The following is a 22,743-nucleotide window of genomic DNA, read 5'->3' on the forward strand; positions in this document are numbered from 1 at the left end:
CAATTGGATTTACAGGCTCCGCGGGCGGCATCATTCATGATCGATCCGGTGGATCAGATCAGGAAATCATTCAGATCCTTGCCCAGCGCAACTTGCTCGGCAATGGCTTTCGGCATACGGCCCTGGCCGGTCCAGGTCTTCTCCTGGCCATCTTCCTGATACTTGTACTTGGCAGGACGTGGTGCGCGCTTGCTCTTGGCGGCGCCAGCAGTGGCGGCTGGGGCAGCGGCACTGTTGATCAGCTCACGGGGATCAATACCGGCTTGCTGCAGCATTTCGGTGAACTCGCTCAGCTTGCGCTGACGCTCTTCCTGCTCGGCACGCTCTTGCTCAACAGACTCGGCGCGCTCGTTATATACCAGCTCAAACTTTTCTTTCGCTTCTTGCAGCTGTTCAAACGGCAATTCACGGATGGCAGCACGCAGGCTGCGAATGTTCAGCAGAACTTTCAGAAATTCGTTCATTACTTCCTCACAAAATTATTTTTGTTTGTCACAGGGATAACACAGCTTGAGAATAGCATGCCTGTTTGATAACAACATACTGTTTTTATAGTTCCTGTCACTTTCTTAACAAAAACGATTGGCTGAATATGCCAGCAACTTTATTCACTCGTTGCTCATTGTCGTAACCGCCGTGATCGCTCACCACACAATTCTCCCCGGCGTGCCTGACAAATAGACGGACACACCCTGGCATATTTCTCATCACACTTATGTCAGCTATTTTCACAATTGGCCATTGTGGTTAAAACCTGTACCACTCAGACGAGGCTCAAGGTAGACGAATGGCGCTATATATTACTGCCCCATAGCGCCCCATGCCTGCCATCCCTATATTCTCACCCTCGCGCTTCACATCATGTTATTTGAGGATCAAGCGACGCCAGGGGCCTGTGATCTCGCAGTGACCCGTTTCCTCCGTATTCTGCCAGCCGAGGCGATGATAAAAGGCCAGAGCAGAGGTATTGTGGGTCGCTACCTTGAGTGAGGCAGGCTTCCTACAAGCCGCCAACCCCTGGGTCAGCAGTGCCCGCCCCAGCCCCTGACCATGCCAGTCGGCCGACACGTAGAGATGGTGCACGAAGCTCTCATCCCCCCAGATGGAAACAAACCCGCAAGGGGTGCCACCCTGTTCAGCCACCCAGAGCTGCTCGCCCCGGGTATGCTCGTCGAAATCCTCAAGCCGAAAGTGGGAAGGGTCGACCCAGTGAAAGGTCTGACGCCGCCCCTTCAGGTACAGCTGCGCCAATTGGTGAATATCCGTCTCTCGCATGACTCTGATCATCAGGCCTTCCTTCGTCACTGTTATCACTTGGCAACACTGTCGGATGGATCGCCACACAGTGTCAAATATCATGGTGAGGATAACGGCCGACCGATGGCACGGGTGTGACACACCTCTGTCCATTTTATCGCCCATGGGGCTATACTGCCTGAGTCCCATGTATGGATGGTTTGAGGCTCGCTGATTTATGGATAACAAGCAGATAGAAGGTAACATCTTTGTTCCGGCCCATATCGACGATGTCTGGCGTGCCTGGACAACCGAGAGCGGCCTGCGCAGCTTCCTGGCGCCGGAATGCCTGATGGTGCCCGAACCGAATGGTCCCTTCGAGATCTATTTCAGGCCCGATGCCCCGCTGGGTGAACGTGGTAGCGAAGGCTGTCGGGTGATGGCCGTCATGCCCCACGACCTGCTCAGCTTCAGCTGGAACTTTCCGCCCTCCCTGCCCCATATTCGGCTGCAAAAAACTCAGGTCAGCCTGCGTTTTGTGCCTGAAGGTCAGGGTACTCGCCTCTACTTCCAGCAAAGCGGCTGGGCAAACGATCCTGACTGGGATCAAGGTTATGCCTATTTTCGGGAAGAGTGGCTGGAAACCAGCCTGCCCCGCCTGCAGTATCGCTTCACCCACGGCCCCATCGACTGGAATAACCCGCCGGACAAGCAGCAACTGAAATCACTGGCTCAATAAGCCTCCATATCAAAACACCGCCAGCTGGCGGTGTTTTTTATATTCAATTAGCGGCAGTTCAACGCGGGTTTGTCATCCAGCAGCCAAGAAACCCAGCGCCGTTTTGAATTTAGAACAAATCCTTCATCTGCCTCAATGCCTTTTACTATGTAGCCATCTGCTGACAACTGTTCTGCCACCCCGGCAAAGTGCCATTCGTTACTATTAATACGCTCACCCTTGATCAAGGCGTCGCTTAGCTGTTGATTCATCACAATGATCGACAGTCCCGTCACTGAGTCTATCCCCAGTCCGGTATTTGCTACCCGCCCAACCACAACCGGTACCTTGACTGTACAGTGGCGGCCTTCGCTATCCGCTGTGGTATAGCTCCCTTCACCAACTCGCCCCTGCATCCATAAAAGACTTCCCTGAGTCAAACGCGCTACCGACAATATACCCAGCGCCCCCTTGGGGAAATCATGAATATCAACAGTCTCGGCGAGCAGGACCGGACACGTCAACATGAGCAACCATAGATAATGTTTCATTATGTCCTCCTCGCTGATTGAGCGTATGAATCGCCTTGCTGCGAGAGAAAATAGATCAACACAAAGGGGCCGATGACAGGGACAAAAAAGACACAGCCCCACCATCCAGAACGATCAATATCGTGCAGACGGCGGACGACAAGTGCAACCACGGGAATGGCACTTGCCACGCCATAGCCCATATCTAACCAGGTCATATCATCCAGACGTACATCCAGTGCGATACACATAAGAGTGACCAACAAATGCACCCACATGAACATCCAGAACTCCTTTCTGGAGGAGAAACCGGAAAAATCAAAGTAACGGCGCCACGCAAGTAAATAAAAAGATAACATTCAGGGTATCTCCAGCGTTATTTGGTCACCCATCTTGGTGGCAAACGCGGCGTGAGACGTCCTGAAACCGGTTTTAGGACGTGCTAAAACCTGTCTTTGTCCGTGACATTCTTCTTTACGTGGATGCGAACCGTTATGCTGGCATGACGTTATCTTTTCACTACCATGGCTGGGATCAGGATCAGTTATGCTCGCAATTCCCGTACCCTTCGTTGTCTCTCTAATGCTGGCCTTGCTGGCGGTGACCCTGTATGTGCGATTGGCCGAACAAGCAAAAACGGCTTGCCTGTTTTTGGCGCTCTGTGCGGCTACCACCGGACTTGTAGGGCTTCGCTGGACTTTCGATATTGCTCTCTTCAGTTTTGCCCAGCCAATACTTGCATCACTCATCCCGGTCGCGGCCTGGCACATCTTTACCCGTGCCAGCACCGACACAGGCCGAATTGCTTATAAACATGCCATCGGGCCTATATTGGTGGCAGTCAGCCTCTTTACTCACTCCTTTTTTGCACTACCTCTGGATGAGATCCTCACTGCAATTTATCTGTTTTATGGTATTGCTCTGGTACGTTATTCCGCGAAGGAGCCGCTCCTCATCCATGTCTCGTTAAGTCATTGGGAAGGAGTGAAAAGGGCAGAAAACGCAGCGGGTTGGATGTTATTATTCTCTGCGGTGATTGATACCGCCATATCCATCGACTTTGCAGTTAATCAGGGCAAGTTTTCCCTTTATATTCTAACGCTAGGTCACTTGATACTGCTGCCAGCACTGGCACTTGCCGTAATCATGGTGGGTGTCAATACGCCATCATTTGATGACGTTGGTAAACCAGAGAAACCGCATATATCCAAGGTGCCAAGCGCGGAACCATTGCTGACAGAAGAGCGTGCCAACGAGATTACCGTCATGCTGGATAAGCTGATGCAAGAAAAAGCAAGCTATCTAGATCCGGATCTGACATTGGCAATGCTGTCGCGCAAGCTGGGCATTCCCGCCAAACAGATCTCGACGGCGGTCAATCAGGTACACAAAAAAAGCATATCCAGAGTGATCAATGAATATCGTATCGAGCATGCAAAAAAAGCGCTACTGACGACAGATGAAACCGTCACCCAGATATTGATGAATGCGGGCTTCCAGACCAAATCCAACTTTAATCGCGAATTTTCTCGCCTAACGGGCCTGACACCCAGTGCATTCAGAAAACAAAGCGAAACGCAGTCCCGTTAATATGTTGCGCACAGTTGTGTCAAACGGTCAGCCAAGCCCGACCCTGACCGAAAAAGCCAATAAGCATCCTGAACACCAACGAGCAATAATGAAGCCCCAAAAATGGGTGGCGGGTGCTGCTTATGGGCTTTATGACCACCTTGAATGCCATGACGGCATTCTCTACAATGACGCACTTTTTACCCATTTCAGGTCATATTGATGAGCGATACCAACACCAAACCGGCACTGCCGGATCACCTTGCGGGCAACCCTCGCAGCCCGCACCATGTCGCAGCCTGTTTCGAACACCCGATCGGTATTCGACTCAATGGTAAAGAGCGCACCGATGTCGAGGAGTATTGCATCAGTGAAGGCTGGGTGAAGATCCCCTCCCCCAAGGCGCTGGATCGTCGCGGTCAGCCGATCCTGATTACCCTGAAGGGCACCGTTGAGGCCTACTATATCGAGTCCGTTTAACTGCTGCGGCCTGCCTCTTCGGCTTACCGAGCCAGCGGGGTCTGTCACTGCAGTCAACAACAAGGCCACCATAACGGTGGCCTTGTTGTTTCTGGCATCTGCCAAGGTGAACGACTTGCGGGCTGAATCGGCGCTTACACCCCCAAGCGGTCGCGTAGGGTGTACCAGGCGGCGCCGGCGGCGGTAAAGGGGATACGAAACAGGCGGCCGCCGGGGAAGGGATAGTGCGGCAGCTTGGCGAAGGCATCGAAGCGCTCTGCCTGACCACTCAATACCTCGGAGAGCAGCTTGCCCGCCAGATGGGTACAGGTGACACCATGGCCGCTGTAACCCTGCATGTAGTAGATGTTGGGGCCGATGCGGCCAAACTGCGGCAGGCGCGACAGGGTCAGCAGAAAGTTGCCGGTCCAGGCGTACTCCACCTTGACGCCTGCCAGCTGCGGGAAGGTCTTGAGCATCTTGGGGATGATCAGCCGTTCGATATCCGCAGGATCCCGCGCGCCATACACAACGCCACCGCCGTAGAGCAGACGGTGATCGCCGGAGGTGCGGTAGTAGTCGAGCAGGTAGTTGCAATCTTCCAGGCAGTAATTTTGCGGCAAGAGGGAGCGGGCGCGCTCCTCCCCCAGCACCTCGGTGGCGATCACCTGGGTACCGCAGGGCATGCTCTTGCCAGCGAGCTCGGGCACCAGGTTGCCCAGATAGGCGTTGCCGGCCACCACCACGAAGCGCGCCTTCACCGCCCCCTTGGCGGTTTTCACCAGTGCCGGTTGACCCGGGGGGATGCTGGTGACGGCAGATTGCTCAAAAATCCGTCCCCCCTGCATGCGAATGGCTTCGGCCTCCCCCAGCGCCAGGTTGAGGGGGTGGATATGGCCGCCACTCTTGTCGAGCAGGCCGCCGACGTAGCGATCACTCGCTACCACCTCGCGGATCCCGTCCCCGTCGAGCAGCTCCAGCTTGTCGTTGCCCCACTTCTGCCAACGGGCCTGCTGGGCCTTGAGCTCATGGAGCTGGCGCTCCGTCTCGGCGGCAAAGACGCCCCCCTCCTGCAGGTCGCACTGAATGTTGTAGCGTTTGATCCGCTCGCGGATGATTTGCCCCCCTTCAAACAACATGGAGCCGAGCAGCCTTGCCTGATCCGGCGGGCAGTTCGCTTCTATGGTGTCGATATCGCGGCTGTAGGAGTTGACGATCTGGCCGCCGTTGCGACCGCTGGCGCCAAAGCCTACACGGGCCGCCTCCAGCACCACCACCGAATAGCCCTTTTCCACCAGATGCAGCGCACTGGAAAGGCCGGTGTAACCTGCCCCTATGATGCAGACATCGCACTCAAGCTGCTCGGTCAATGTCGGATAGGGTGCGTGTTGATTGGCACTGGCTGCGTAGTAACTGTTTACATGCTCGGTCATGATCCCTGTTTCCTTACCGGTTCTTTTCCCAAACGAGACATGGTCTCGACACTAGAAGTTGGCCGGGGTATGGGCGCTGACGATGCGACAAGTCTGCCCCGACGGATTGCTGAAACTGTGGGGCTCGCCTGTGTCTATCACATAGCTGTCCCCGGCGCTGAGTGGATAGGTCTGCCCGGCCACCGTCAGGATCACAGACCCTTCCAGCACGGTACCGACCTCCTCCCCCAGATGCTTGACCTGACCACCAGTGTCGGTGCCGGGGGCATAGGTCTCCAGCATGAAGCCAAGCTGGCGACGATTATTGCCGTTGTGCACCAGCTTCATGGAAACCCCCTGACTGCCCAGCTCGATCAACTGCTCGGCCTTGATCACCACGCTTGGCGCACGCCCCTCCTCCTCGGCGAAGAAGCGCGACAGCGGCAACTCATAGACGTTAAGCAGCTTCTGCAAGGAGGCCACAGACGGGCTCACCTTGTCCTGCTCTATCATGCAGATGGCGCCGTGGGTCAGCCCGCTCAGCTCGGCGACCCGTCGCTGGGAGAGCCCGAGACGGCGGCGAGTGGCGGCGAGGCGCTCTCCCATACTCTTGTCCATCAGCGGGTTAGCCGTCATGGTCTGCCGCTTTGCCTCTGCTTGTGGTTGCTGCATCACCCACCTCCTTGTGTGCCTGCCGACTTGCGTATTTATCTGCTTGTGTGCCTGTCGAGTGTGCTTGCGGATCGGTTCGAGGGCGCAACCGGTTAAAATAGCGAGTCACATTACCGGACCTGTTCGTTATCCTGCACGGCACGTGCCGTTCATTATTTTGCACACTCAATCCCACAAAAACCGGTAAAATCGCCCTAACAGCTCCATTTCTAGCATGCAGCGCCCCGTTTACTCAAATATATTTAACACTTGAAAAACATTTCAGCTCAATTTATGGTCTTTCTGTGCTTATTATTCTATACGGTGGCAGCACAGGATCCTTTGGCCACCCTGACCCACAATCGAGGCTTCCTTCTATGTCAGCATCACAACCCGCTCTCTCCTTGATCAAGTCCCTTGCCTATATAGATGGTCGCTGGTGCGAGGCGCATAGCGGACGCCACTTCGAGGTACTCAATCCGGCCAATGGCCAGATCATCACCCAGGTACCCGACATGGAGGAGGTGGACACCCGCTGTGCCATCGAGGCCGCCAGTGCGGCGCAAGCGCCCTGGGCCGCCCTCACGGCCAAGGAGCGCAGCAACAAACTCTACGCCTGGTTTGAACTCATCATGGCCAATCAAGACGAGCTGGCTCGCATCATGACCTGCGAGCAGGGCAAGCCGCTGGCCGAAGCCAAGGGGGAAGTGGCTTACGGCGCCAGCTTTATCCAGTGGTTCGCAGAAGAGGGCAAACGCGCCTATGGCCGCACCATTCCGGGTTTTTCCAGCGACAGGCGTCTGGCCACCATCAAGCAGCCGGTGGGGGTGGTCGCCGCCATCACGCCATGGAACTTCCCCATCGCCATGATCACTCGCAAGGCGGGCCCGGCGCTGGCAGCCGGTTGCACCATCGTCATCAAACCTGCTGCCGAAACTCCGCTCTGCGCGCTGGCGCTTGCAGCGCTGGCGGAAGCGGCCGGCATTCCGGCTGGCGTTATCAATATCGTTACCACCCATCACTCGTCAGCGGTGGGCAACGAGCTGTGCAACAACAAGGCTGTGCGAAAGCTCTCCTTCACCGGCTCGACCCGCATCGGCAAGTTGCTGATGCGCCAGTGCGCCGACACCATGAAGAAGCTGTCGCTGGAGCTGGGTGGCAACGCCCCCTTCATCGTGTTTGACGATGCCGATCTCGACGCTGCCATCACCGGGGCGCTCGCCTCCAAGTACCGCAACGCGGGCCAGACTTGCGTCTGCGCCAACCGTATTCTGGTGCAGGCCGGTGTCTACGATGCCTTCGCCGAGAAGCTGACCGCTGCCGTGCAGGGCTTCAAGGTGGGGGATGGCATGAGCGAGGGCGCCCAGATAGGCCCGCTGATCAACCCCGCCGCGGCCAGCAAGGTGGCCGAGCTGGTCAAGCAGGCCGAAGCCGCCGGCGCCAAGGTGTTGGTGGGCGGCGAGCCGCATCCCGCCGGCCCGCTGTTCTACCAGCCCACCATTTTGGGCAATGTCGATAAAACCAACCCCATTTTGCAGGAGGAGATCTTCGGCCCGGTCGCTCCGCTGGTACGTTTTGACACCGAAGCCGAGGCCATCGCCATCGCCAATGACACCCCCTACGGGCTGGCCGCCTACTTCTATGGCCGCGACATAGCCAGGGTGTGGCGGGTAGCCGAGCAGCTCGAGTACGGCATGGTGGGCATCAACGAGGGCATCATCTCCACCGAACTGGCCCCCTTTGGCGGCATCAAGGAGTCGGGTCTGGGCCGCGAAGGGGCGGCCGAGGGGCTGGAAGAGTATCTGGAAACCAAATATCTCTGCTTTGGGGGCATTCGCTAGGAGCGGATTTATACCAGACCCCGGCTTCTCCCTTCTCAAGAAGGAGGAGCAAACCGCCCCACCTGGCAGGGAAGGAGATGAGACGTCAACCGCCTTCCCTGTCAGAGGGAGGGTTGGGATGGGGTCCGGCTATCAAGCTGCAGCGTGCCTTTGCAGGCATACCATCATGAAAAGGACCAAGTGAGCGCTCCCGGTTGGGAGGCTCGCCACATTGAGACAGGGGCCAAGGCCTCTCAGGGAGGAAAGATGAGTCATTCAGATAGCCATGCAGACAACAACCGGGCCTGGCAGGCCCGCGGTGAAGCGGCCGTGGTCAACGGCGTCGGCACCCTGCTGCCGGTGTTTATCGACAAGACTCTCAACGCCGAGCTATGGGACGTGGAGGGCAATCGCTACATCGACTTTGCCTCCGGCATCGCCGTGCTCAACACGGGCCACAACCACCCCAAAGTGGTGGCGGCGGTGCGTGAACAGCTCGAAAAATTCAGCCACACCTGCTTTCAGGTGACCCCCTACCCCGGCTATATCGAGCTTGCCGAGAAGCTCAACGCCCTGGTGCCCGGCCCGACGCCAAAACGCACCCTGTTTCTCTCCACCGGCGCCGAGGCGGTGGAAAACGCCATCAAGATAGCCCGCGCCCACACGGGCCGCAGCGGCACCATCGCATTCAAGGGGGGCTTCCACGGTCGCACCATGATGGGGATGGCGCTCACCGGCAAGGTAGTGCCCTACAAAACGGGTTTCGGCCCCTTCCCGGGGGAGGTCTATCACCTGCCCTTCCCGAGCGATTACCTGGGGGTGAGCGAGGCCGATGCCCTGGCCGCACTGGATCTCTGCTTCAGCTCGGATATAGAACCGGCCCGGGTGGCAGCCATCATTCTCGAACCCGTGCAGGGTGAAGGGGGTTTCTACTCCGCCTCTCCCAGCTTTATGCAGAGCCTGCGCAAGCTGTGCGATCAGCACGGCATAGTGCTCATCTGTGACGAGATCCAGAGCGGTTTCTGTCGCACCGGCAAAACCTTTGCCACTGAATACAGCGGCATAGAACCAGACATCATGACGCTCGCCAAGAGTCTGGCCGGTGGCTTCCCTCTCTCGGCCGTGGTGGGCAAGGCGGCCATCATGAACGCTGCCAAGCCGGGCGGTCTGGGGGGCACTTATGCGGGTTCCCCCATCGCCTGCGCCGCCGCCCTAGCGGTGCTCGAGGTGATCGAAGAGGAACAACTCAACCAGAAAGCCCTGGCTCAGGGGGCGCAGATCAAGGCTCGCCTGCATCAGCTGGCCGAGGGTTTTGACTGCATCGGCGACATTCGCGGCCCCGGCGCCATGGTGGCCATGGAACTGGTCAAGGGTCGGGATGCCAGCCAGCCTGACCCGGACCTCACCAAACGGCTGGTGGCCGAGGCCGGCAAACGCGGGCTTGTGCTGCTCTCCTGCGGCGTGCGGGCCAACGTCATCCGCTTCCTGGCGCCCCTTACCGCCACTCCGGCCTTGATCGAGGAAGGGCTGGCTCTGCTGGAACAGGCGCTCACCGCCGCCAGTCAGGGCTAGATCCACCCGGTTTCATCGGTCATGGCGAAAAATACCGTGAGATAACCCCAGGCCGCCCATCGCGGACGGCCTGCTCATACGGTATCATCCCCGCCCCAAAAAATGATGACAGGCGCGCTGGGCTCCCTCCAAGGCCAGCCACACTGTCACGCGTCCTTCGCCTGCCTGCGGCGCGGGACATACGCCCCAAATTCGAGGAGAGAGGCCAATGGCTCAACGCCCGGCTCGATTGAAGCAAACCCTGACCCTGTGGCAAGTGGTGGTGATGGGATTGGCCTATATGACCCCCATGGTGGTGTTCGATACCTTTGGCATCGTCACCGACATCACTCAGGGCCATGTGACTACCGCCTACCTGCTGGCCCTGGTGGGCGTGCTGTTCACCGCCACCAGCTATAGCCAGATGGTGCGCCACTATCCGGTTGCCGGCTCCGCCTATACCTATGCCCAGAAGGAGTTCTCCCCCGTGGTGGGCTTCATGGTGGGCTGGTCATCCCTGCTCGACTACATGTTCCTGCCGATGATCAACATGCTGCTGGCCAAGATCTATCTGACCGCCCTGTTTCCCGGCATCGAACCCTGGATCTTCATCTGCGCCATGACGGCACTGATGACCCTCATCAACCTGCGCGGCATCGATCTGGTGGCCAACCTCAACGGCGTCATCATCTTGATCCAGATCGCCATCATGGTGGTGTTTCTGGCCCTGATCGGATACGGCATCGCTCAGGGTGAAGGGCTCGGCACCGTCAGCCTGCAGCCCATCTACACCGCCGACACAGAAGTGTTGCCACTGCTGACCGGCGCCACCATCCTCTGTTTCTCCTTTCTGGGATTTGACAGCCTGAGCGCCCTCAGTGAAGAGACCCCCAACGCCGGCAAGGTGATCCCCAAGGCCATCTTCCTGACGGCCTTGCTGGGCGGCCTCATCTTCGTGGTGGTGGCCTATGCCCTGCAGCTCTACTTCCCGGATGCCTCCCGCTTCAAGGAGCCGGATGCCGTGCTGCCCGAGATTGCCCTCTATGTGGGCGGCAAGCTGTTCCAGAGCGTGGTGCTGGTCTGTGCCTGCGTGGCCGTGCTGGCGTCGGGACTCTCCTCCCACGCTGGTGTCTCCCGCATCCTCTACGTGATGGGGCGGGACAAGGTGCTGCCCCAGCGCACCTTCGGCTATATCCACCCCAAGTGGCAGACACCCGTGTTCAATATCCTGCTGGTGGGCATACTGGCGCTGTCGGCCATCAGCTTCGATCTGGAAATCGCCCTGGCCCTGATCAACTTCGGTGCCCTGGTGGCCTTTACCGTGGTCAATTTGTCGGTGATCGCCTGCTATTACGTGCGTCAGGGGCGCAACAAGACCCTCAGGGATCACCTGCAATATCTGGTGCTGCCCCTGTGCGGGGCGGGGACTGTCGCGATTCTCTGGCTCAATCTCGAACTAACCTCTCTTATCCTCGGCATTATCTGGGCTGCCATAGGGGGAATTTATCTGTTTTTGCGTACCACCTTCTGGCGCGTATCCTTGCCGACCTATTGAGCTGAAAGCCTTGCCAACACTGGGCTGGCGCCGATCTCCCCCGAACGGGTGACGGCGCCATTTATTGATATAAAACAGGTCATTGATAATTCTCTTGCCCGGAATGCTTTTAGTGGCTTGTCTTCCCCCCCCATCTGGGGCAAAATCCCGCCGCTTTCATAACCGATGTGATCCCACATCGGTTATTTTTCATTTTGAAAAATTTTATTACCACTCGAGGCCGGACAACTTCCGGAAATGATATCAAGGTTCAGATGAACCTAATGCCGCAATGAGGAAAAACATGGGGCTCTTGTTTGCTTTGTCTCCGGTCGCCACCGGAACCTGCTTTGGTCGCCGCGCGACCAACGTCTGTGGTTTGCATACCGATGTTGTGAGTACGCGAGAACCCGGTCCCATGGCCTCAAGCCATTCCACTTCCTGCCGCCCGTGCAAGGAGGAAGCCTGAATGAGCCAGCAACCCGTTCGTCTGAAGAAAACCCTCAGCATGTGGCAGGTGGTGGTGATGGGCCTTGCCTATCTGACCCCCATGGCCGTGTTCGATACCTTCGCCATCGTCGGTGACATTACCGAAGGTCGGGTCGCCACTGCCTATCTGCTGGCGCTGGGCGGCATACTGCTGACCGCGTTCAGCTACGGCCATCTGGTGCGCAAGTTCCCCTCTGCGGGCTCTGCCTATACCTATGCCCAGAAGGTGTTCAACCCCTACATCGGTTTCATGGTGGGCTGGTCTTCCCTGCTCGACTATATGTTCATGCCGATGATCAATATCCTGCTGGCCAAGATCTACCTGACCGCCATGTTCCCCGGAGTTGATCCCTGGATTTTCATCTTCGGTCTGGTGACTGTGATGACCTTCCTCAACCTGCGCGGCATCAACCTGGTAGCCAACTTCAATGGCCTGATCGTGGTGATCCAGCTGGCCATCATCACCCTTTTCATCGGTCTGATGGGCTGGGGCATCTACCAGGGTGAGGGCGCAGCGACCCTGATGAGCAGCCGGCCGTTCCACTTCGAATCCGCCAGCGTGGTGCCGCTCTTTACCGGTGCGACCATCCTCTGCTTCTCCTTCCTCGGCTTCGACGGCCTGAGCTCGCTCAGTGAAGAGACCCCGAACGCTGGCAAGGTGATACCGCGTGCCATCGTGCTGACCGCCCTCATTGGCGGCGTCATCTTCGTGGTGGTCTCCTACTGCCTGCAGCTCTATTTCCCGGATCTGGCCCGCTTCAAGGAGCCCGATGCCGTGCTGCCCGAGATTGCCCTCTACGTCGGCGGCGCCTTCTTCCAGAGCGTGGTACTGGTGTGTACCACTGTGGCGGTACTGGCCTCCGGCATGGCGGCGCACGCAGGCGTGTCCCGCATCCTCTACGTCATGGGGCGCGATCGCATGATACCGGAGCGGGTGTTTGGCTACATCCATCCGAAATACCGGACGCCGGCCATCAACGTGCTGATGGTGGGCTGTCTCGCCCTCTCCGCCGTGTCGTTTGATCTCGACACAGCGCTGGCGCTGGTGAACTTCGGTGCCCTGGTGGCCTTCACCTTCGTCAACTTGTCGGTCATAGGCCAGTTCTGGGTACGCGAGAAGCGCAACAAGAGCATCAAGGATCACCTGCTCTACCTGCTGCTGCCGCTGCTCGGCGCCGCCACTATCGGTGCGCTCTGGATCAACCTGGAGCAGAGCTCCCTGGAGCTGGGCCTGATCTGGGCGGGTCTCGGGGTCACCTATCTGTTCCTGCGTCTGGCGGTGTTCCGTATTCCCTTCCGTCAGTACGAAGAGACGGCCGACTCCCAATAAGGGAGCGCGCTACACAGCAAAAAAGCAGAAGGGGAGCCATGGCTCCCCTTCTTGTTATCCGGCCCTCTGTGCAGCCTTGTCATCAAACCATCATAAAAGTGTCACTTTGTAATATTTCTGTCATAGAGCCTTGATTAAATGCGCAGGTCTACTTCAACCCCGAACGGTATCACCGTCCTCAAGAGGCTACATGCAACAGACGCAATCCTTGCCACAACAGCGAGCATCCCACTTCAGATCGCTGTTCAACTGGGTCACGGTTATCGCACTGGTCTACATCATTCTGGTTGCCGTTGGCGCCGTTTCCCACGGCTTCAAGGGCTTCTCCGGCGGCGCAGAGGGCGCAGCCCAGATCTTCGCCTTCGCAAACAATCCCTTTGTCGCCCTGCTGCTCGGCATACTGGCGACGGCCCTGGTGCAATCCTCCAGCACTGTCACCTCGGTGATCGTCGGTCTGGTGGCGGGCGGCCTGCCCATCGGCATGGCCATCCCCATGATAATGGGAGCCAACCTCGGCACCACCATCACCAACACCATTGTCTCATTGGGTCATATCAGGGACAGGGCCGAGTTTCGCCGCGCCTTTGCCGCCGCGACCGTACACGACTTCTTCAACCTGCTGGCGGTGTTTATCTTCCTGCCGCTTGAGCTGATGTTTGGCCTGCTGCAAAAGAGCGCCGAGTGGCTGGCTACGCTGCTGGTGGGCTCCGCCGACTTGTCGATGAAAGGGGTGGACTTTATGAAACCCCTCACTGCCCCTGCACTCAACCTTATCGACAGCGCGGTCGCCTTCTTGCCGGGCAAGGGTGCCGCCATTGCCACCATCGTCATCGGTATACTGCTGATCCTCGCCTGCGTTACCTATCTGGGCAAGGTACTGCAACAGGTCTTGGTAGGTCGCGCCAAGGAGCTGCTGCACAAGGCACTGGGTCGTGGCCCGCTGACCGGTATCGCCTCGGGTACCCTGGTCACCATCATGGTGCAGTCCTCCTCCACCACCACCAGCCTGATGATACCCCTGGCCGGTGGCGGCGTGTTCAGCACTCGCCAGCTCTATCCCTTCACCCTGGGGGCCAATATAGGTACTACCATCACGGCCCTGCTGGCGGCCACCGCCATCAGCGGTGCCGGTGCCAAGCTGGCGCTGACCATAGCCCTGGTGCATGTGCTGTTCAACCTGTTTGCCGTTGTGCTCATCTATGGTGTGCCCTTCCTGCGGGAATTGCCCATCAAGGCCGCCGAGGGGCTGGCCCGGGTCGGTAGCGAAAACAAGCTGCTGGCACTGGGTTATGTGGCCGGGCTCTTCTTCGCCCTGCCCGCCCTCATGATGGTGGCATCCAAGTAAGACAGGGACATACGGCAAGGGGCCAAGACCATGCTGGCCCCTTGACCACACTGTCAGATCCTGCGGCGTCCCGGCTCGCCCTCTCTGGCTGGCTGGGATATGATGCCGCTCTCATTGCACTCTTTATATGTGAGGGAATAGGGATAAACGATGAAATTCATTCTGATCGCGCTGCTGATTGCCGGTGTCGCCTACTACTTCTACTCCAGCAGCAACAACAAAAAACAAGCGGTGGAAAATGTGCGCAAGGGCGCCGAGTTCCTCGCCAGCAACAAAGACAAACCTCTGGTGACCACCACTGCCTCCGGTCTGCAATACGAAGTGCTGACACCGGGCACAGGCACGGTTCACCCCACCTCCACCAGCAAGGTGAAGGTGCACTACGAGGGCAAGCTGCTGGACGGCACAGTGTTCGACAGCTCGGTCGCCCGTGGCGAGCCCATCGAGTTTGGCCTCAATCAGGTGATAGCTGGCTGGACCGAAGGGGTACAGCTGATGGTGGAAGGTGAGAAGACCCGCTTCTACATCTCCGCCAATCTGGCCTATGGCGACCGTGCCGCAGGCAAGATACCGCCGGGATCAGTGCTGATCTTTGACGTTGAGCTGCTGGGTATTCAATAAGCAGGTTTATGCCAATCGCGCCGCTGGCAAGATCCCACTGAGCGCCCGTGCTGATCTTCGACGTTGAGCTGCTGGGTATCCAATAAGCAGGCTTATGCCAATCGCGCCGCTGGCAAGATCCCACTGAGCGCCCATGCTGATCTTTGACGTTGAGCTGCTGGGGATTCAGTAAGTCCGTCCCTCGACAGCTCCCTATGCCAAGGCCAGCGCACTGCGCTGGCCTTGTTGTTTCTGCTTGTCTGCGGCCCTGCCCTGTCACGCCAACCACTGTTACTATCAACCAATGGTGAACAGTGCTTATACATATTGCTGGATTGTTAACCTTGCATCCCAGGCAGATAATGACCCCATCGTCAGTGGCCCGACGCCCTGACCCCGGTTTCGGGTACGCAATGCGTACCGACACAGCTTATATGGAGTCTTGTCATGTCTATCGCCCCCGTCTGGTTTATCTCTCACGGCGCTCCGGATCTGGTTCTGCGCGACCAGCCGGCCACCCACTTCCTGAAAACATTGCGCCTTGGCGATATCAAGGGACTGGTGGTGATCTCGGCACACTGGTTCAGCCGCACCGACCTGCAGATCAACGTCGAGCCCAATCCGGCGCTCATGTATAACTTCTACGGTTTTCCGGAGCCGCTATACCATATACGCTGGCCGGCAACGAGTCCGCTGTGGTTGCAAGAGGCGGTAGGCGATCAGCTGATGCTGGCGGGCTTGCCGGCTACACAGGTGCGCCGCGAGCTGGATCACGGCGTCTGGTCGCCGCTCTCCCTGATGGATCCGGCAAGCGAGATCCCCCTGGTGCAGATCTCCATTCCGGCCAGTTTCAGCCCGGCCCAGCTATGGCAACTGGGGGAAGCGCTGCAGAGCCTGCGCGAACAGGGGATAGGCATACTGGCCTCCGGCGCCATTACCCACAACCTGCGGGCCCTCGGGCCGGACAACTCGCCGGTGCCCGGCTGGGCAAGCGATTTTGTGAACTGGCTGGAGCAGACCATGAGCGAGGGTGACAGGCCCGCGCTAGAAGAGTACAGAACGCGAGCCCCGGGAGCGGTGGAAGCACACCCCCATGACGATCACCTGCGCCCGCTGTTTGTGGCCCTGGGGGCCGCCGGCAAGGACAAGCCCCACAAGCTGCACGACAGCTGGGATGGCGGCAGCCTCTACATGGGCTCCTACCGGTTCGGTTGAGCTGCACCTAAGCCGTTGGCTAAACACAGCATCGAATGCAAGCTCGACAGCGTGGGAGCTCAGCACGCAAGTGCAGTGGCATCAAGGGATGGAGTATCAGGGCACAAGCGTGTGTAATAGCCACTTGTTTTCAGCAGGCGCGCGCACTTCATGCAACTCAAACCCCTTCTCAAGGGCCGCTTTCAGCCCCACTGGCAGGCCAGCCACGATCTGATCAAACAGGTGGTCGAATCCTGCATCACGGAGCGGCGCCTTATTTCCGAGGGGGAGCCCCTGATGCGCCAAGGGGAGCCGTTGCGGGATCTGGTGCTGGTGCCGAGCGGCCGCATTGCCATGGGCCACACCGCCATGAACGGCCGCCGCTTTCAGCTCGGCACCCTGGAGTGCGACAACCAGCTGTTTGGCGAGATGGAGTTCTTCACCGGCTATCGCTGCCAGCTCGACATCATGGCCGAAGAGCCCCTCGAAGTAGCTCGCATCGACGGCGAACGGCTGGAGCAGGCGCTGGTCGCCCACCCCAAGGTGGCGCTCTTCTTTGCCACTGCGATTGCCATCGACTACCAGGACACAGTGGATATCTTCACCTGCCGCATGCTCTACCCCATCAGCTACAACATTGCCCTCGACCTCTACCACAGCCACTGTCATGACAATCCGGTGAGCGGTTTCAGCAAGGGGTATCAGGAAGCGGAGCGTTTCGGCACCACTGACCGCGTCTACCGACGGGCGGTAAAGGAGCTGATGGACAAGGGGTTGGTGGAGCGCGGCGAGCAAGGGTTGCAGATCCGCGATCTGGCGGGGCTCAAGGGGTTTCTCGAACAACCGTAAGCAAAGCAGGCGCAGCCTTGGGCAAAAGAGCACAGCCATAACCACCCAGCCCAACACAAAATAAAAAAGGGGCGGTCGATACCGCCCCTCTTGTTATTCATTCTCCAACTCAGGCCAGACAGGGTTGAGGCCGGGCCATCCGCAGCGAGGCCACCAGCATGGCAAGGATCAGGCCGTAGATCAGCGGGATGGAGTACATCACCGCCTGCAAGCCGATCACCTGCTCCAACAGGGCGCTGATAGCCGGGCTGAACATGGCCCCCGCGCTGCCGCTGATAAGGATGTAGGAGACGTTCTTGCTCGATGCCTGGCGCACAAACGACACCCCGTAGGCGATAAAGGCGTTGTAGAGCGCGGCGCAGACAAAGCCGTAACCATAGGTGAGGTAAGGCAGATGGCTCAGGTTGTCGGTGGTAACGATCAAGGTCGTCATCCCCATCGCCAGGGTGATGATCACCAGCAAGAAAGTGCGGATTGGAATGCGGGTCACGATAGCGGTCGACACCAGGGCGCCGAGCAGGGCCGCCGTCCAGTACTGAGTGATGATGTTGCCCGCCTCCTCGAAGGGGATGCCGAACTTGTTCTTCACGAACATGGGCGCCCAGGTGAGGAAGGTGTAAAGCGCCAGCATGCCGAGAAAGAGCCCCAAGCCGCCGCTGATGATGCCAAGGTTCCACTCGGAGTGCTCGTTACCGGCGCTCTCGCCGCCCGCCTCGCAGCTGCGAAAATTGGTCAGCACAGCCACCAGCATGGTGGCCAGCGCCACCACACCCACAGCCAGATAGCTCCAGCTCCACGCCATAGCGTGGGTCAGGGTATAAGTGGTGATGAGCGGGAAAACCACCCCGGCCACGTTGAAGGTGGCATCCTGCACCACCAGCATGGTGCTCTGCATCCTCGCCTTCCAGACACTGACCACCAGCGTCCCCGCAATGCAGAGCCCCACCCCGCCGCACAGGCCAATCACCGTCATGGCAGCCATCACCACATAGAGCGAGCCGGTCAGATGGAGCGATGCCGCCGCCAGCGCGATCAGGCCGTAGCAAAGCAGCGTCATCCGCTTGAGGCCCACCTTCTCGATGAGGAAGAAGGCGGCAATGGTGCCCGCCAACGCCCCGCCGTTGAGCAGGGAGAAGATGGAGGCCACCTGATTGACATCGGCGCCGAACTTGGCGGCGATGGGTTCGATCAGCATGCCGAACTGGGTCGCAAAACCGGCCATCACGAAGTTGGCCAGGAAGCTGATGGCAGTGAGGGAGAGCTTATTGTTCATATTGGATCTCTCATAGGGGTCAGGGTGCGTGCAGGGTTGGGCGGGGCCGCAGCGCTTACAGCGCTGTGTGCAGCGCCAGCTCGATCATCTGGTTGAAGGAGAGCTGCCGCTCCTCTGCGGTAGTCTCTTCACCGGTCAGGCAGTGGTCGGAGACGGTCAGGATGGCGAGCGCCTCTATCCCCTGCTGATGGGCCAGCCCGTAGAGACCTGCCACCTCCATGTCGATGCCGAGCACACCGAACTTCTCCAGCGCCGGAATCAGGTTTTCGTCCGGATCGTAATAGAGGTCGCCGGTGAAGATATTGCCCACCTTGACTGGAATCGACTTCTCCTGCGCCATGGTGAACGCCTTGTGCAGCAGGGAAAAATCGGCCGAGGTCGCCATCTGATAGCCGGCGCTGCGCTTGGCATTGGTCGGGGAGTCGGTGCCCGCCGCCTGCGCCAGGATCACATCGCGCATCTGCACGTGGCGCTGGGTCGCCCCCAGACTGCCGATACGGATGATGCGCTTGACCCCGAAGTCGTTCACCAGCTCGTGGGCGTAGAGCACCATGGAGGGGATCCCCATGCCGTGGCCCATCACAGAGATACGCTGGCCGTTGTAGTAGCCGGTGTAGCCCAGCATGTTGCGCACATTGGTCACCTCGCGCGCATCGGTCAGAAAGGTCTCGGCGATATAGCGGGCCCGCAGCGGATCCCCCGGCATAATGACGGTCTCGGCGAAATCGCCCGGGTTGGCATTGATATGAGCGGTCATTGTTGTTGTGCTCCAGTTTGACTCGTGTGGATGAGCGCATCCTAGCCCCCGCCCGGCCTCCCCTTGCAGGACAAAAGTCCTGTTGCCCCGATCGAGATCCCAGTTCCAGCAACTTGTTCTCTGTTGCGTTGCATGCTGCATGCTTTTCGACGTTGCTTGCTACGGCTTGCCCGCCACAGTCCCCCGCCATCCCGCTTGGCAACCGGCATAAAAAAGCGGGAGGGCGACTGCCCTCCCGCTCGATAGACCCTGTTACTGGCGCAACGGGCCGATGACATTGTTGGTTCTGCCGGTTGACGCTTTCACTGCGCCAACAAACGCTGACCTAGCTCAGGTCATGCAGCGCCTTGCCAAGGGGCGGCGTGAGGCGCAAGTCAGAGAAGCGCACCGCCAGCCCCTGCCGCTCCGGCGTGCAGCACATCACCCCGATAAAGCAGCGCTCGCTTGGCGGGAACGGGGCGAGGCGCAGCAGCGGCCACACCTTGCCATCGGTGGAGTATTGCAAACGCAGGCAATCGGCCAGCCGGGTCAGCCGCAGCCAGAAGCGGCGCGGATTGCCGGGGAAGATGCCGGTGGCCCAGTCAGAGCGCGGACTGGTCAGCACGCTGCCGATCATCGGCTGGGCATCGTTGTACTCGATCCCCGCTTTCAGCCAGTGCGCCTCGTCTTGCAGCAGCATCAGCCCCACCTGATCGTAGAGGGTGGTGAACTCCCCCTCGACGCAGACCTGAAAGGTAAACTCCCCCGTCACCTCGCAGCCATAGAGATGGCCACTGTGGCGCTCGAAGCCATACCAGGTGCTGCGCCAAAAATCGGTCTGCTGGTCTGTCACCACCTGCAAGCCATCGCTGGTCTGGTGCCACTCGGCCGGTTCATTGAGCCAGCGCCATTCCATCCCTTCCATCATCCTGCTTTGCTCCCTTTTATCCCGCGTAATCCCGCACAAATGCGGCACGCCAACGCCTCGTCCGGTAACGGCAGGTTATGGCTGCGCCTCTGCGGAACCCATAAAAGGAGTCAATAGTGTCGCTATTGCCGCCCCGATACAAGGCTTGTGCGTTGCGCCATCAGTACGCCCCAAAAAGCGCGGGGGGCCTGATGGCCCCCCACAAACACACCGGATGAGAAAATGCCTTACTTGGCGGCGCTATCCTTCACGCACTTCTGGACAAAGCTGTTCTTGGCCGCGCCAGCCAGCTTCTTGTCGGCCGCCGCCTTCTCGCACTTGGCCGCCGGATCGATAGCCGCACCCGTCTTCACGCACTTCTGGATAAAGCTGTTCTTGGCCGCACCGGCCAGCTTCTTGTCGGCTGCCGCCTTCTCGCACTCGCCGGTCGCAGCGCCAGCGGCATCTTTCACACACTTGCCGACAAAGCTGGTCTTGGCGGCGCCGTTAAGCTTTTTGGCCGCGGCCTGCGCCTCGCACTGCAACTGGGCTGAGTCGTTGGCAAAGACCGGATTGGCCAGCAGCAAGCTGCCGCAGAGCAGGCCGAACAGGATGGTACGCTTCATGGGTGATCTCCTCTCTATCTGGTGATGTGTTTGCATGGTCATATTTGCATGACGATGTGTTGCAAATGGCTGTGATTGCAACAGCTGATTGTTGCCGCAGATCCCCCGCCTCGCCAGCTTGGGAAACGGAGCACAGGGCAACCATCTCGCCCGCACTATAGCGCCGATTGGCAGAGCGGGATTGCCCCCAGCCAGCCATTCCTCAACGGCAAGCCAATCCCACGCTTCCACGCCACGCTCGCCAACCCCAATAAAATCAAGGGCCATGGGAATCCTGTTCCCACTCAGTTCGATTTGTTGAGCAAGCGCAAAAAATCAGTCATTACTGACACTTACGTCATTTTTTGACTGGCACGACCAGATTCGATGGGCTTAACATAGCCATCCGATGCCTATTCATCAGTGATGGGCTGCTGCCCTCGCTGGTCAATGGAGCATTTTGGAAGCTGTAATCCACGGGCGGTAGCGTGGGTTTTGCACAGTGATTGATGCATTGCGTAGGTTGGCGCTGAGCGTAGCGAAGCCCAACACACGAGTCCTCGGTCAGTTGGTGGCCATTCGGTGCAACCGAACAGACTGGATATTTCCGGAAAGGAGAACCATGCGCTATCGCCGAGCAACAACCATTGGGGCATGTTGGTTCTTCACCGTCAACCTAGCTGACCGAAAACAGGATCTGCTGGTACGTCATATCGACCTGCTGCGCGAAGTGCTCCGCCACGTCAAACAGCAACACCCCTTCGAGATTATTGCCATGGTGGTGATGCCGGATCATCTCCATGCCATATGGCAACTACCGCCGGGTGACAGTGACTATCCCATGTGCTGGTCTCTGATCAAGGCAGGCTTTTCACGGGGCATTGCCAAAACAGAGCGGATACGGGAGAGCCGACTCAGAAAACGGGAACGAGGTATCTGGCAACGACGTTATTGGGAACATCTGATCCGGGATGACAAGGATCTGCAAGCCCATGTCGATTACATCCACTTCAATCCGGTCAAACATGGTTATTGTGACAAACCGGTCGATTGGCCTTACTCCTCCATTCATCGCCATATCGCCGCCGGATGGATAGAGTCAGATTGGACAATTAATAGTGACTCGGATCGGGAATAATAGGTTACTAGACTCTATAAATTGGCTAGGAATATATAAACAAAAACATTTACAATATTTTAAACGCAGGGTCAACAATGAAAGAAAAGGATAAATATTTAGATTTTAATGAGATTATAAGCGATACTGCTCTTTCATCATTAATAAAATATTCAATACATAAATCTCAATATAGGTCATATCATGATCTTCAAGATCATACTCTTTCTTTGTTTATAGACAACTACGCTACAATTAATTCCCACATCTTAATAACAGATAAGAACCATTTCTATCGCAGCATATGGAGAACCATTATAAATAGGCTGCATGAAAAATACCTCCCAGATGAAACTTATGCTTTTAATTGGTTCATAGAAATCACTCCACATTCATTTTTCATATGGTTGACATCTGGAAAAAATTTAGACTTCACAGAGGTTGACAAACTACTTAAAAAGTATGACATTAGCGATGAACTATTAGAGTCAAACTTTGAGATTTGTTTCAAAAAATTATGTCTAGAAGATTGTAATTTATCGATTGAGTCATTTGATCGTATACCCTCCAGCATAAAGCCAAAAACAAGGAAAGAACAGTTAGGCTTGATTTTTAATCTCATGAATATACCTCCATTAGAGGAGCTATCTCATTTTGTACAAAAATACCAAAGAAAAATAGCTTCTGAATGTAACAGCATTGATATTTTAATAAACTTAGATAACGAGCCTAAATAACTGATCCTAATAGTTCTACACCTTCGCTGTGCCATAGCCATTAACGGGGAAAGGAGACACGGTATCCATGCAGTATTTCAC

At 57.6% G+C, this 22,743-nt stretch carries 24 protein-coding genes; 14 read left to right on the forward strand and 10 right to left on the reverse strand.

Annotation, left to right across the window (positions count from 1 at the left end; genetic code table 11):
- Nucleotides 1–53: 53 nt before the first annotated feature.
- Both AXW79_RS16815 and AXW79_RS16820 read right to left on the reverse strand, forming a co-directional pair.
- Nucleotides 54–464: an H-NS family histone-like protein gene (locus AXW79_RS16815; RefSeq protein WP_005312526.1), complete on the reverse strand. Its 411-nt coding sequence runs from the start codon at nt 462–464 to the stop codon at nt 54–56.
- Nucleotides 465–864: 400 nt separating this feature from the next.
- Nucleotides 865–1,287, reverse strand: coding sequence for a GNAT family N-acetyltransferase (locus tag AXW79_RS16820; RefSeq protein ID WP_005312522.1), 423 nt, complete (start codon nt 1,285–1,287; stop codon nt 865–867).
- Between the two features lie 187 nt (nt 1,288–1,474).
- Between AXW79_RS16820 and AXW79_RS16825 the strand changes: the two genes are divergently transcribed.
- On the forward strand, nt 1,475–1,975 hold the full coding sequence (locus AXW79_RS16825) for an SRPBCC family protein (RefSeq protein ID WP_005312520.1): 501 nt from the start codon (nt 1,475–1,477) through the stop codon (nt 1,973–1,975).
- A 47-nt stretch (nt 1,976–2,022) separates the two neighbouring features.
- Here AXW79_RS16825 and AXW79_RS16830 read toward each other — a convergent pair whose 3' ends face one another.
- Nucleotides 2,023–2,505, reverse strand: coding sequence for a hypothetical protein (locus AXW79_RS16830; RefSeq protein ID WP_005312517.1), 483 nt, complete (start codon nt 2,503–2,505; stop codon nt 2,023–2,025).
- Nucleotides 2,505–2,843 (reverse strand): DUF805 domain-containing protein, encoded by a 339-nt coding sequence (locus tag AXW79_RS16835; RefSeq protein ID WP_011898962.1) that lies wholly within the window; start codon nt 2,841–2,843, stop codon nt 2,505–2,507. The genes AXW79_RS16830 and AXW79_RS16835 overlap by 1 nt, the downstream gene beginning before the upstream one ends.
- Nucleotides 2,844–3,030: 187 nt before the next feature.
- Here AXW79_RS16835 and AXW79_RS16840 point away from each other — a divergent pair, with 187 nt between their 5' ends.
- On the forward strand, nt 3,031–4,074 hold the full coding sequence (locus tag AXW79_RS16840; RefSeq protein ID WP_005312511.1) for a helix-turn-helix domain-containing protein: 1,044 nt from the start codon (nt 3,031–3,033) through the stop codon (nt 4,072–4,074).
- 201 nt (nt 4,075–4,275) lie between these two features.
- A complete protein-coding gene (locus AXW79_RS16845; protein ID WP_005312504.1) occupies nt 4,276–4,533 on the forward strand; it encodes a DUF3297 family protein in 258 nt (85 codons plus the stop codon).
- Between the two features lie 134 nt (nt 4,534–4,667).
- Here AXW79_RS16845 and AXW79_RS16850 read toward each other — a convergent pair whose 3' ends face one another.
- A complete protein-coding gene (locus AXW79_RS16850) occupies nt 4,668–5,945 on the reverse strand; it encodes an NAD(P)/FAD-dependent oxidoreductase (RefSeq protein ID WP_005312501.1) in 1,278 nt (425 codons plus the stop codon).
- Between the two features lie 51 nt (nt 5,946–5,996).
- Nucleotides 5,997–6,596 (reverse strand): HTH-type transcriptional regulator PuuR, encoded by a 600-nt coding sequence (puuR, locus tag AXW79_RS16855; protein ID WP_005312499.1) that lies wholly within the window; start codon nt 6,594–6,596, stop codon nt 5,997–5,999.
- A gap of 356 nt (nt 6,597–6,952) precedes the next feature.
- Between puuR and AXW79_RS16860 the strand changes: the two genes are divergently transcribed.
- The 8 genes from AXW79_RS16860 (at nt 6,953) to AXW79_RS16895 (ending at nt 17,287) form a co-directional block, all read left to right on the forward strand.
- Complete coding sequence (locus tag AXW79_RS16860) at nt 6,953–8,416, forward strand: NAD-dependent succinate-semialdehyde dehydrogenase (RefSeq protein WP_005312495.1); 1,464 nt, start codon at nt 6,953–6,955, stop codon at nt 8,414–8,416.
- A 246-nt stretch (nt 8,417–8,662) separates the two neighbouring features.
- The gene (gene gabT, locus AXW79_RS16865) at nt 8,663–9,967 is read left to right on the forward strand and encodes a 4-aminobutyrate--2-oxoglutarate transaminase (protein WP_005312492.1); all 1,305 of its coding nucleotides are present in this window, start codon (nt 8,663–8,665) and stop codon (nt 9,965–9,967) included.
- 208 nt (nt 9,968–10,175) lie between these two features.
- On the forward strand, nt 10,176–11,501 hold the full coding sequence (locus AXW79_RS16870) for an APC family permease (protein ID WP_011898965.1): 1,326 nt from the start codon (nt 10,176–10,178) through the stop codon (nt 11,499–11,501).
- Between the two features lie 448 nt (nt 11,502–11,949).
- Nucleotides 11,950–13,299, forward strand: coding sequence for an APC family permease (locus AXW79_RS16875; RefSeq protein ID WP_005312486.1), 1,350 nt, complete (start codon nt 11,950–11,952; stop codon nt 13,297–13,299).
- A 190-nt stretch (nt 13,300–13,489) separates the two neighbouring features.
- The gene (locus AXW79_RS16880) at nt 13,490–14,644 is read left to right on the forward strand and encodes a Na/Pi symporter (RefSeq protein WP_005312483.1); all 1,155 of its coding nucleotides are present in this window, start codon (nt 13,490–13,492) and stop codon (nt 14,642–14,644) included.
- A 150-nt stretch (nt 14,645–14,794) separates the two neighbouring features.
- Nucleotides 14,795–15,265 carry an FKBP-type peptidyl-prolyl cis-trans isomerase gene (locus tag AXW79_RS16885; RefSeq protein WP_005312480.1) on the forward strand — a complete coding sequence of 157 codons (471 nt, stop codon included), beginning with the start codon at nt 14,795–14,797 and terminating at the stop codon, nt 15,263–15,265.
- 426 nt (nt 15,266–15,691) lie between these two features.
- Nucleotides 15,692–16,459, forward strand: coding sequence for a DODA-type extradiol aromatic ring-opening family dioxygenase (locus AXW79_RS16890; protein ID WP_005312477.1), 768 nt, complete (start codon nt 15,692–15,694; stop codon nt 16,457–16,459).
- Nucleotides 16,460–16,609: 150 nt separating this feature from the next.
- Nucleotides 16,610–17,287, forward strand: a complete 678-nt coding sequence (locus AXW79_RS16895; RefSeq protein WP_005312475.1) for a Crp/Fnr family transcriptional regulator — start codon at nt 16,610–16,612, stop codon at nt 17,285–17,287.
- A gap of 109 nt (nt 17,288–17,396) precedes the next feature.
- On the opposite strand, the gene tsgA is transcribed toward AXW79_RS16895, so the two are convergent.
- The 4 genes from tsgA to AXW79_RS16915 all read right to left on the reverse strand — a co-directional run bounded on the left by tsgA (nt 17,397) and on the right by AXW79_RS16915 (nt 20,829).
- The gene (tsgA, locus tag AXW79_RS16900; RefSeq protein WP_005312472.1) at nt 17,397–18,560 is read right to left on the reverse strand and encodes an MFS transporter TsgA; all 1,164 of its coding nucleotides are present in this window, start codon (nt 18,558–18,560) and stop codon (nt 17,397–17,399) included.
- A gap of 55 nt (nt 18,561–18,615) precedes the next feature.
- Nucleotides 18,616–19,317 (reverse strand): purine-nucleoside phosphorylase, encoded by a 702-nt coding sequence (gene deoD / locus AXW79_RS16905; protein WP_005312469.1) that lies wholly within the window; start codon nt 19,315–19,317, stop codon nt 18,616–18,618.
- Nucleotides 19,318–19,642: 325 nt separating this feature from the next.
- The gene (locus AXW79_RS16910) at nt 19,643–20,224 is read right to left on the reverse strand and encodes a DUF1349 domain-containing protein (protein WP_005312466.1); all 582 of its coding nucleotides are present in this window, start codon (nt 20,222–20,224) and stop codon (nt 19,643–19,645) included.
- A 227-nt stretch (nt 20,225–20,451) separates the two neighbouring features.
- The gene (locus AXW79_RS16915) at nt 20,452–20,829 is read right to left on the reverse strand and encodes a hypothetical protein (protein WP_005312463.1); all 378 of its coding nucleotides are present in this window, start codon (nt 20,827–20,829) and stop codon (nt 20,452–20,454) included.
- A 75-nt stretch (nt 20,830–20,904) separates the two neighbouring features.
- Between AXW79_RS16915 and AXW79_RS23025 the strand changes: the two genes are divergently transcribed.
- From AXW79_RS23025 to AXW79_RS23030, 3 genes are all read left to right on the forward strand, one after another.
- Complete coding sequence (locus tag AXW79_RS23025) at nt 20,905–21,177, forward strand: hypothetical protein (protein ID WP_129712407.1); 273 nt, start codon at nt 20,905–20,907, stop codon at nt 21,175–21,177.
- Between the two features lie 253 nt (nt 21,178–21,430).
- Nucleotides 21,431–21,946, forward strand: coding sequence for an REP-associated tyrosine transposase (locus AXW79_RS16920; protein WP_005312460.1), 516 nt, complete (start codon nt 21,431–21,433; stop codon nt 21,944–21,946).
- Between the two features lie 77 nt (nt 21,947–22,023).
- Complete coding sequence (locus AXW79_RS23030) at nt 22,024–22,662, forward strand: hypothetical protein (protein ID WP_011898967.1); 639 nt, start codon at nt 22,024–22,026, stop codon at nt 22,660–22,662.
- Nucleotides 22,663–22,743: the final 81 nt, after the last annotated feature.

Origin of the sequence: Aeromonas salmonicida subsp. salmonicida, assembly GCF_001643305.1 — a bacterium.
GTDB lineage: Bacteria > Pseudomonadota > Gammaproteobacteria > Enterobacterales > Aeromonadaceae > Aeromonas > Aeromonas salmonicida.

Coding starts and splice junctions, on each gene's coding strand:
- AXW79_RS16815 (WP_005312526.1), bottom strand. CDS start 464: ATGAACGAATTTCTGAAAGTTCTGCTGAACATTCGCAGCCTGCGTGCT.
- AXW79_RS16820 (WP_005312522.1), bottom strand. CDS start 1,287: ATGATCAGAGTCATGCGAGAGACGGATATTCACCAATTGGCGCAGCTG.
- AXW79_RS16825 (WP_005312520.1), top strand. CDS start 1,475: ATGGATAACAAGCAGATAGAAGGTAACATCTTTGTTCCGGCCCATATC.
- AXW79_RS16830 (WP_005312517.1), bottom strand. CDS start 2,505: ATGAAACATTATCTATGGTTGCTCATGTTGACGTGTCCGGTCCTGCTC.
- AXW79_RS16835 (WP_011898962.1), bottom strand. CDS start 2,843: ATGTTATCTTTTTATTTACTTGCGTGGCGCCGTTACTTTGATTTTTCC.
- AXW79_RS16840 (WP_005312511.1), top strand. CDS start 3,031: ATGCTCGCAATTCCCGTACCCTTCGTTGTCTCTCTAATGCTGGCCTTG.
- AXW79_RS16845 (WP_005312504.1), top strand. CDS start 4,276: ATGAGCGATACCAACACCAAACCGGCACTGCCGGATCACCTTGCGGGC.
- AXW79_RS16850 (WP_005312501.1), bottom strand. CDS start 5,945: ATGACCGAGCATGTAAACAGTTACTACGCAGCCAGTGCCAATCAACAC.
- puuR (WP_005312499.1), bottom strand. CDS start 6,596: ATGCAGCAACCACAAGCAGAGGCAAAGCGGCAGACCATGACGGCTAAC.
- AXW79_RS16860 (WP_005312495.1), top strand. CDS start 6,953: ATGTCAGCATCACAACCCGCTCTCTCCTTGATCAAGTCCCTTGCCTAT.
- gabT (WP_005312492.1), top strand. CDS start 8,663: ATGAGTCATTCAGATAGCCATGCAGACAACAACCGGGCCTGGCAGGCC.
- AXW79_RS16870 (WP_011898965.1), top strand. CDS start 10,176: ATGGCTCAACGCCCGGCTCGATTGAAGCAAACCCTGACCCTGTGGCAA.
- AXW79_RS16875 (WP_005312486.1), top strand. CDS start 11,950: ATGAGCCAGCAACCCGTTCGTCTGAAGAAAACCCTCAGCATGTGGCAG.
- AXW79_RS16880 (WP_005312483.1), top strand. CDS start 13,490: ATGCAACAGACGCAATCCTTGCCACAACAGCGAGCATCCCACTTCAGA.
- AXW79_RS16885 (WP_005312480.1), top strand. CDS start 14,795: ATGAAATTCATTCTGATCGCGCTGCTGATTGCCGGTGTCGCCTACTAC.
- AXW79_RS16890 (WP_005312477.1), top strand. CDS start 15,692: ATGTCTATCGCCCCCGTCTGGTTTATCTCTCACGGCGCTCCGGATCTG.
- AXW79_RS16895 (WP_005312475.1), top strand. CDS start 16,610: ATGCAACTCAAACCCCTTCTCAAGGGCCGCTTTCAGCCCCACTGGCAG.
- tsgA (WP_005312472.1), bottom strand. CDS start 18,560: ATGAACAATAAGCTCTCCCTCACTGCCATCAGCTTCCTGGCCAACTTC.
- deoD (WP_005312469.1), bottom strand. CDS start 19,317: ATGACCGCTCATATCAATGCCAACCCGGGCGATTTCGCCGAGACCGTC.
- AXW79_RS16910 (WP_005312466.1), bottom strand. CDS start 20,224: ATGATGGAAGGGATGGAATGGCGCTGGCTCAATGAACCGGCCGAGTGG.
- AXW79_RS16915 (WP_005312463.1), bottom strand. CDS start 20,829: ATGAAGCGTACCATCCTGTTCGGCCTGCTCTGCGGCAGCTTGCTGCTG.
- AXW79_RS16920 (WP_005312460.1), top strand. CDS start 21,431: ATGCGCTATCGCCGAGCAACAACCATTGGGGCATGTTGGTTCTTCACC.
- AXW79_RS23030 (WP_011898967.1), top strand. CDS start 22,024: ATGAAAGAAAAGGATAAATATTTAGATTTTAATGAGATTATAAGCGAT.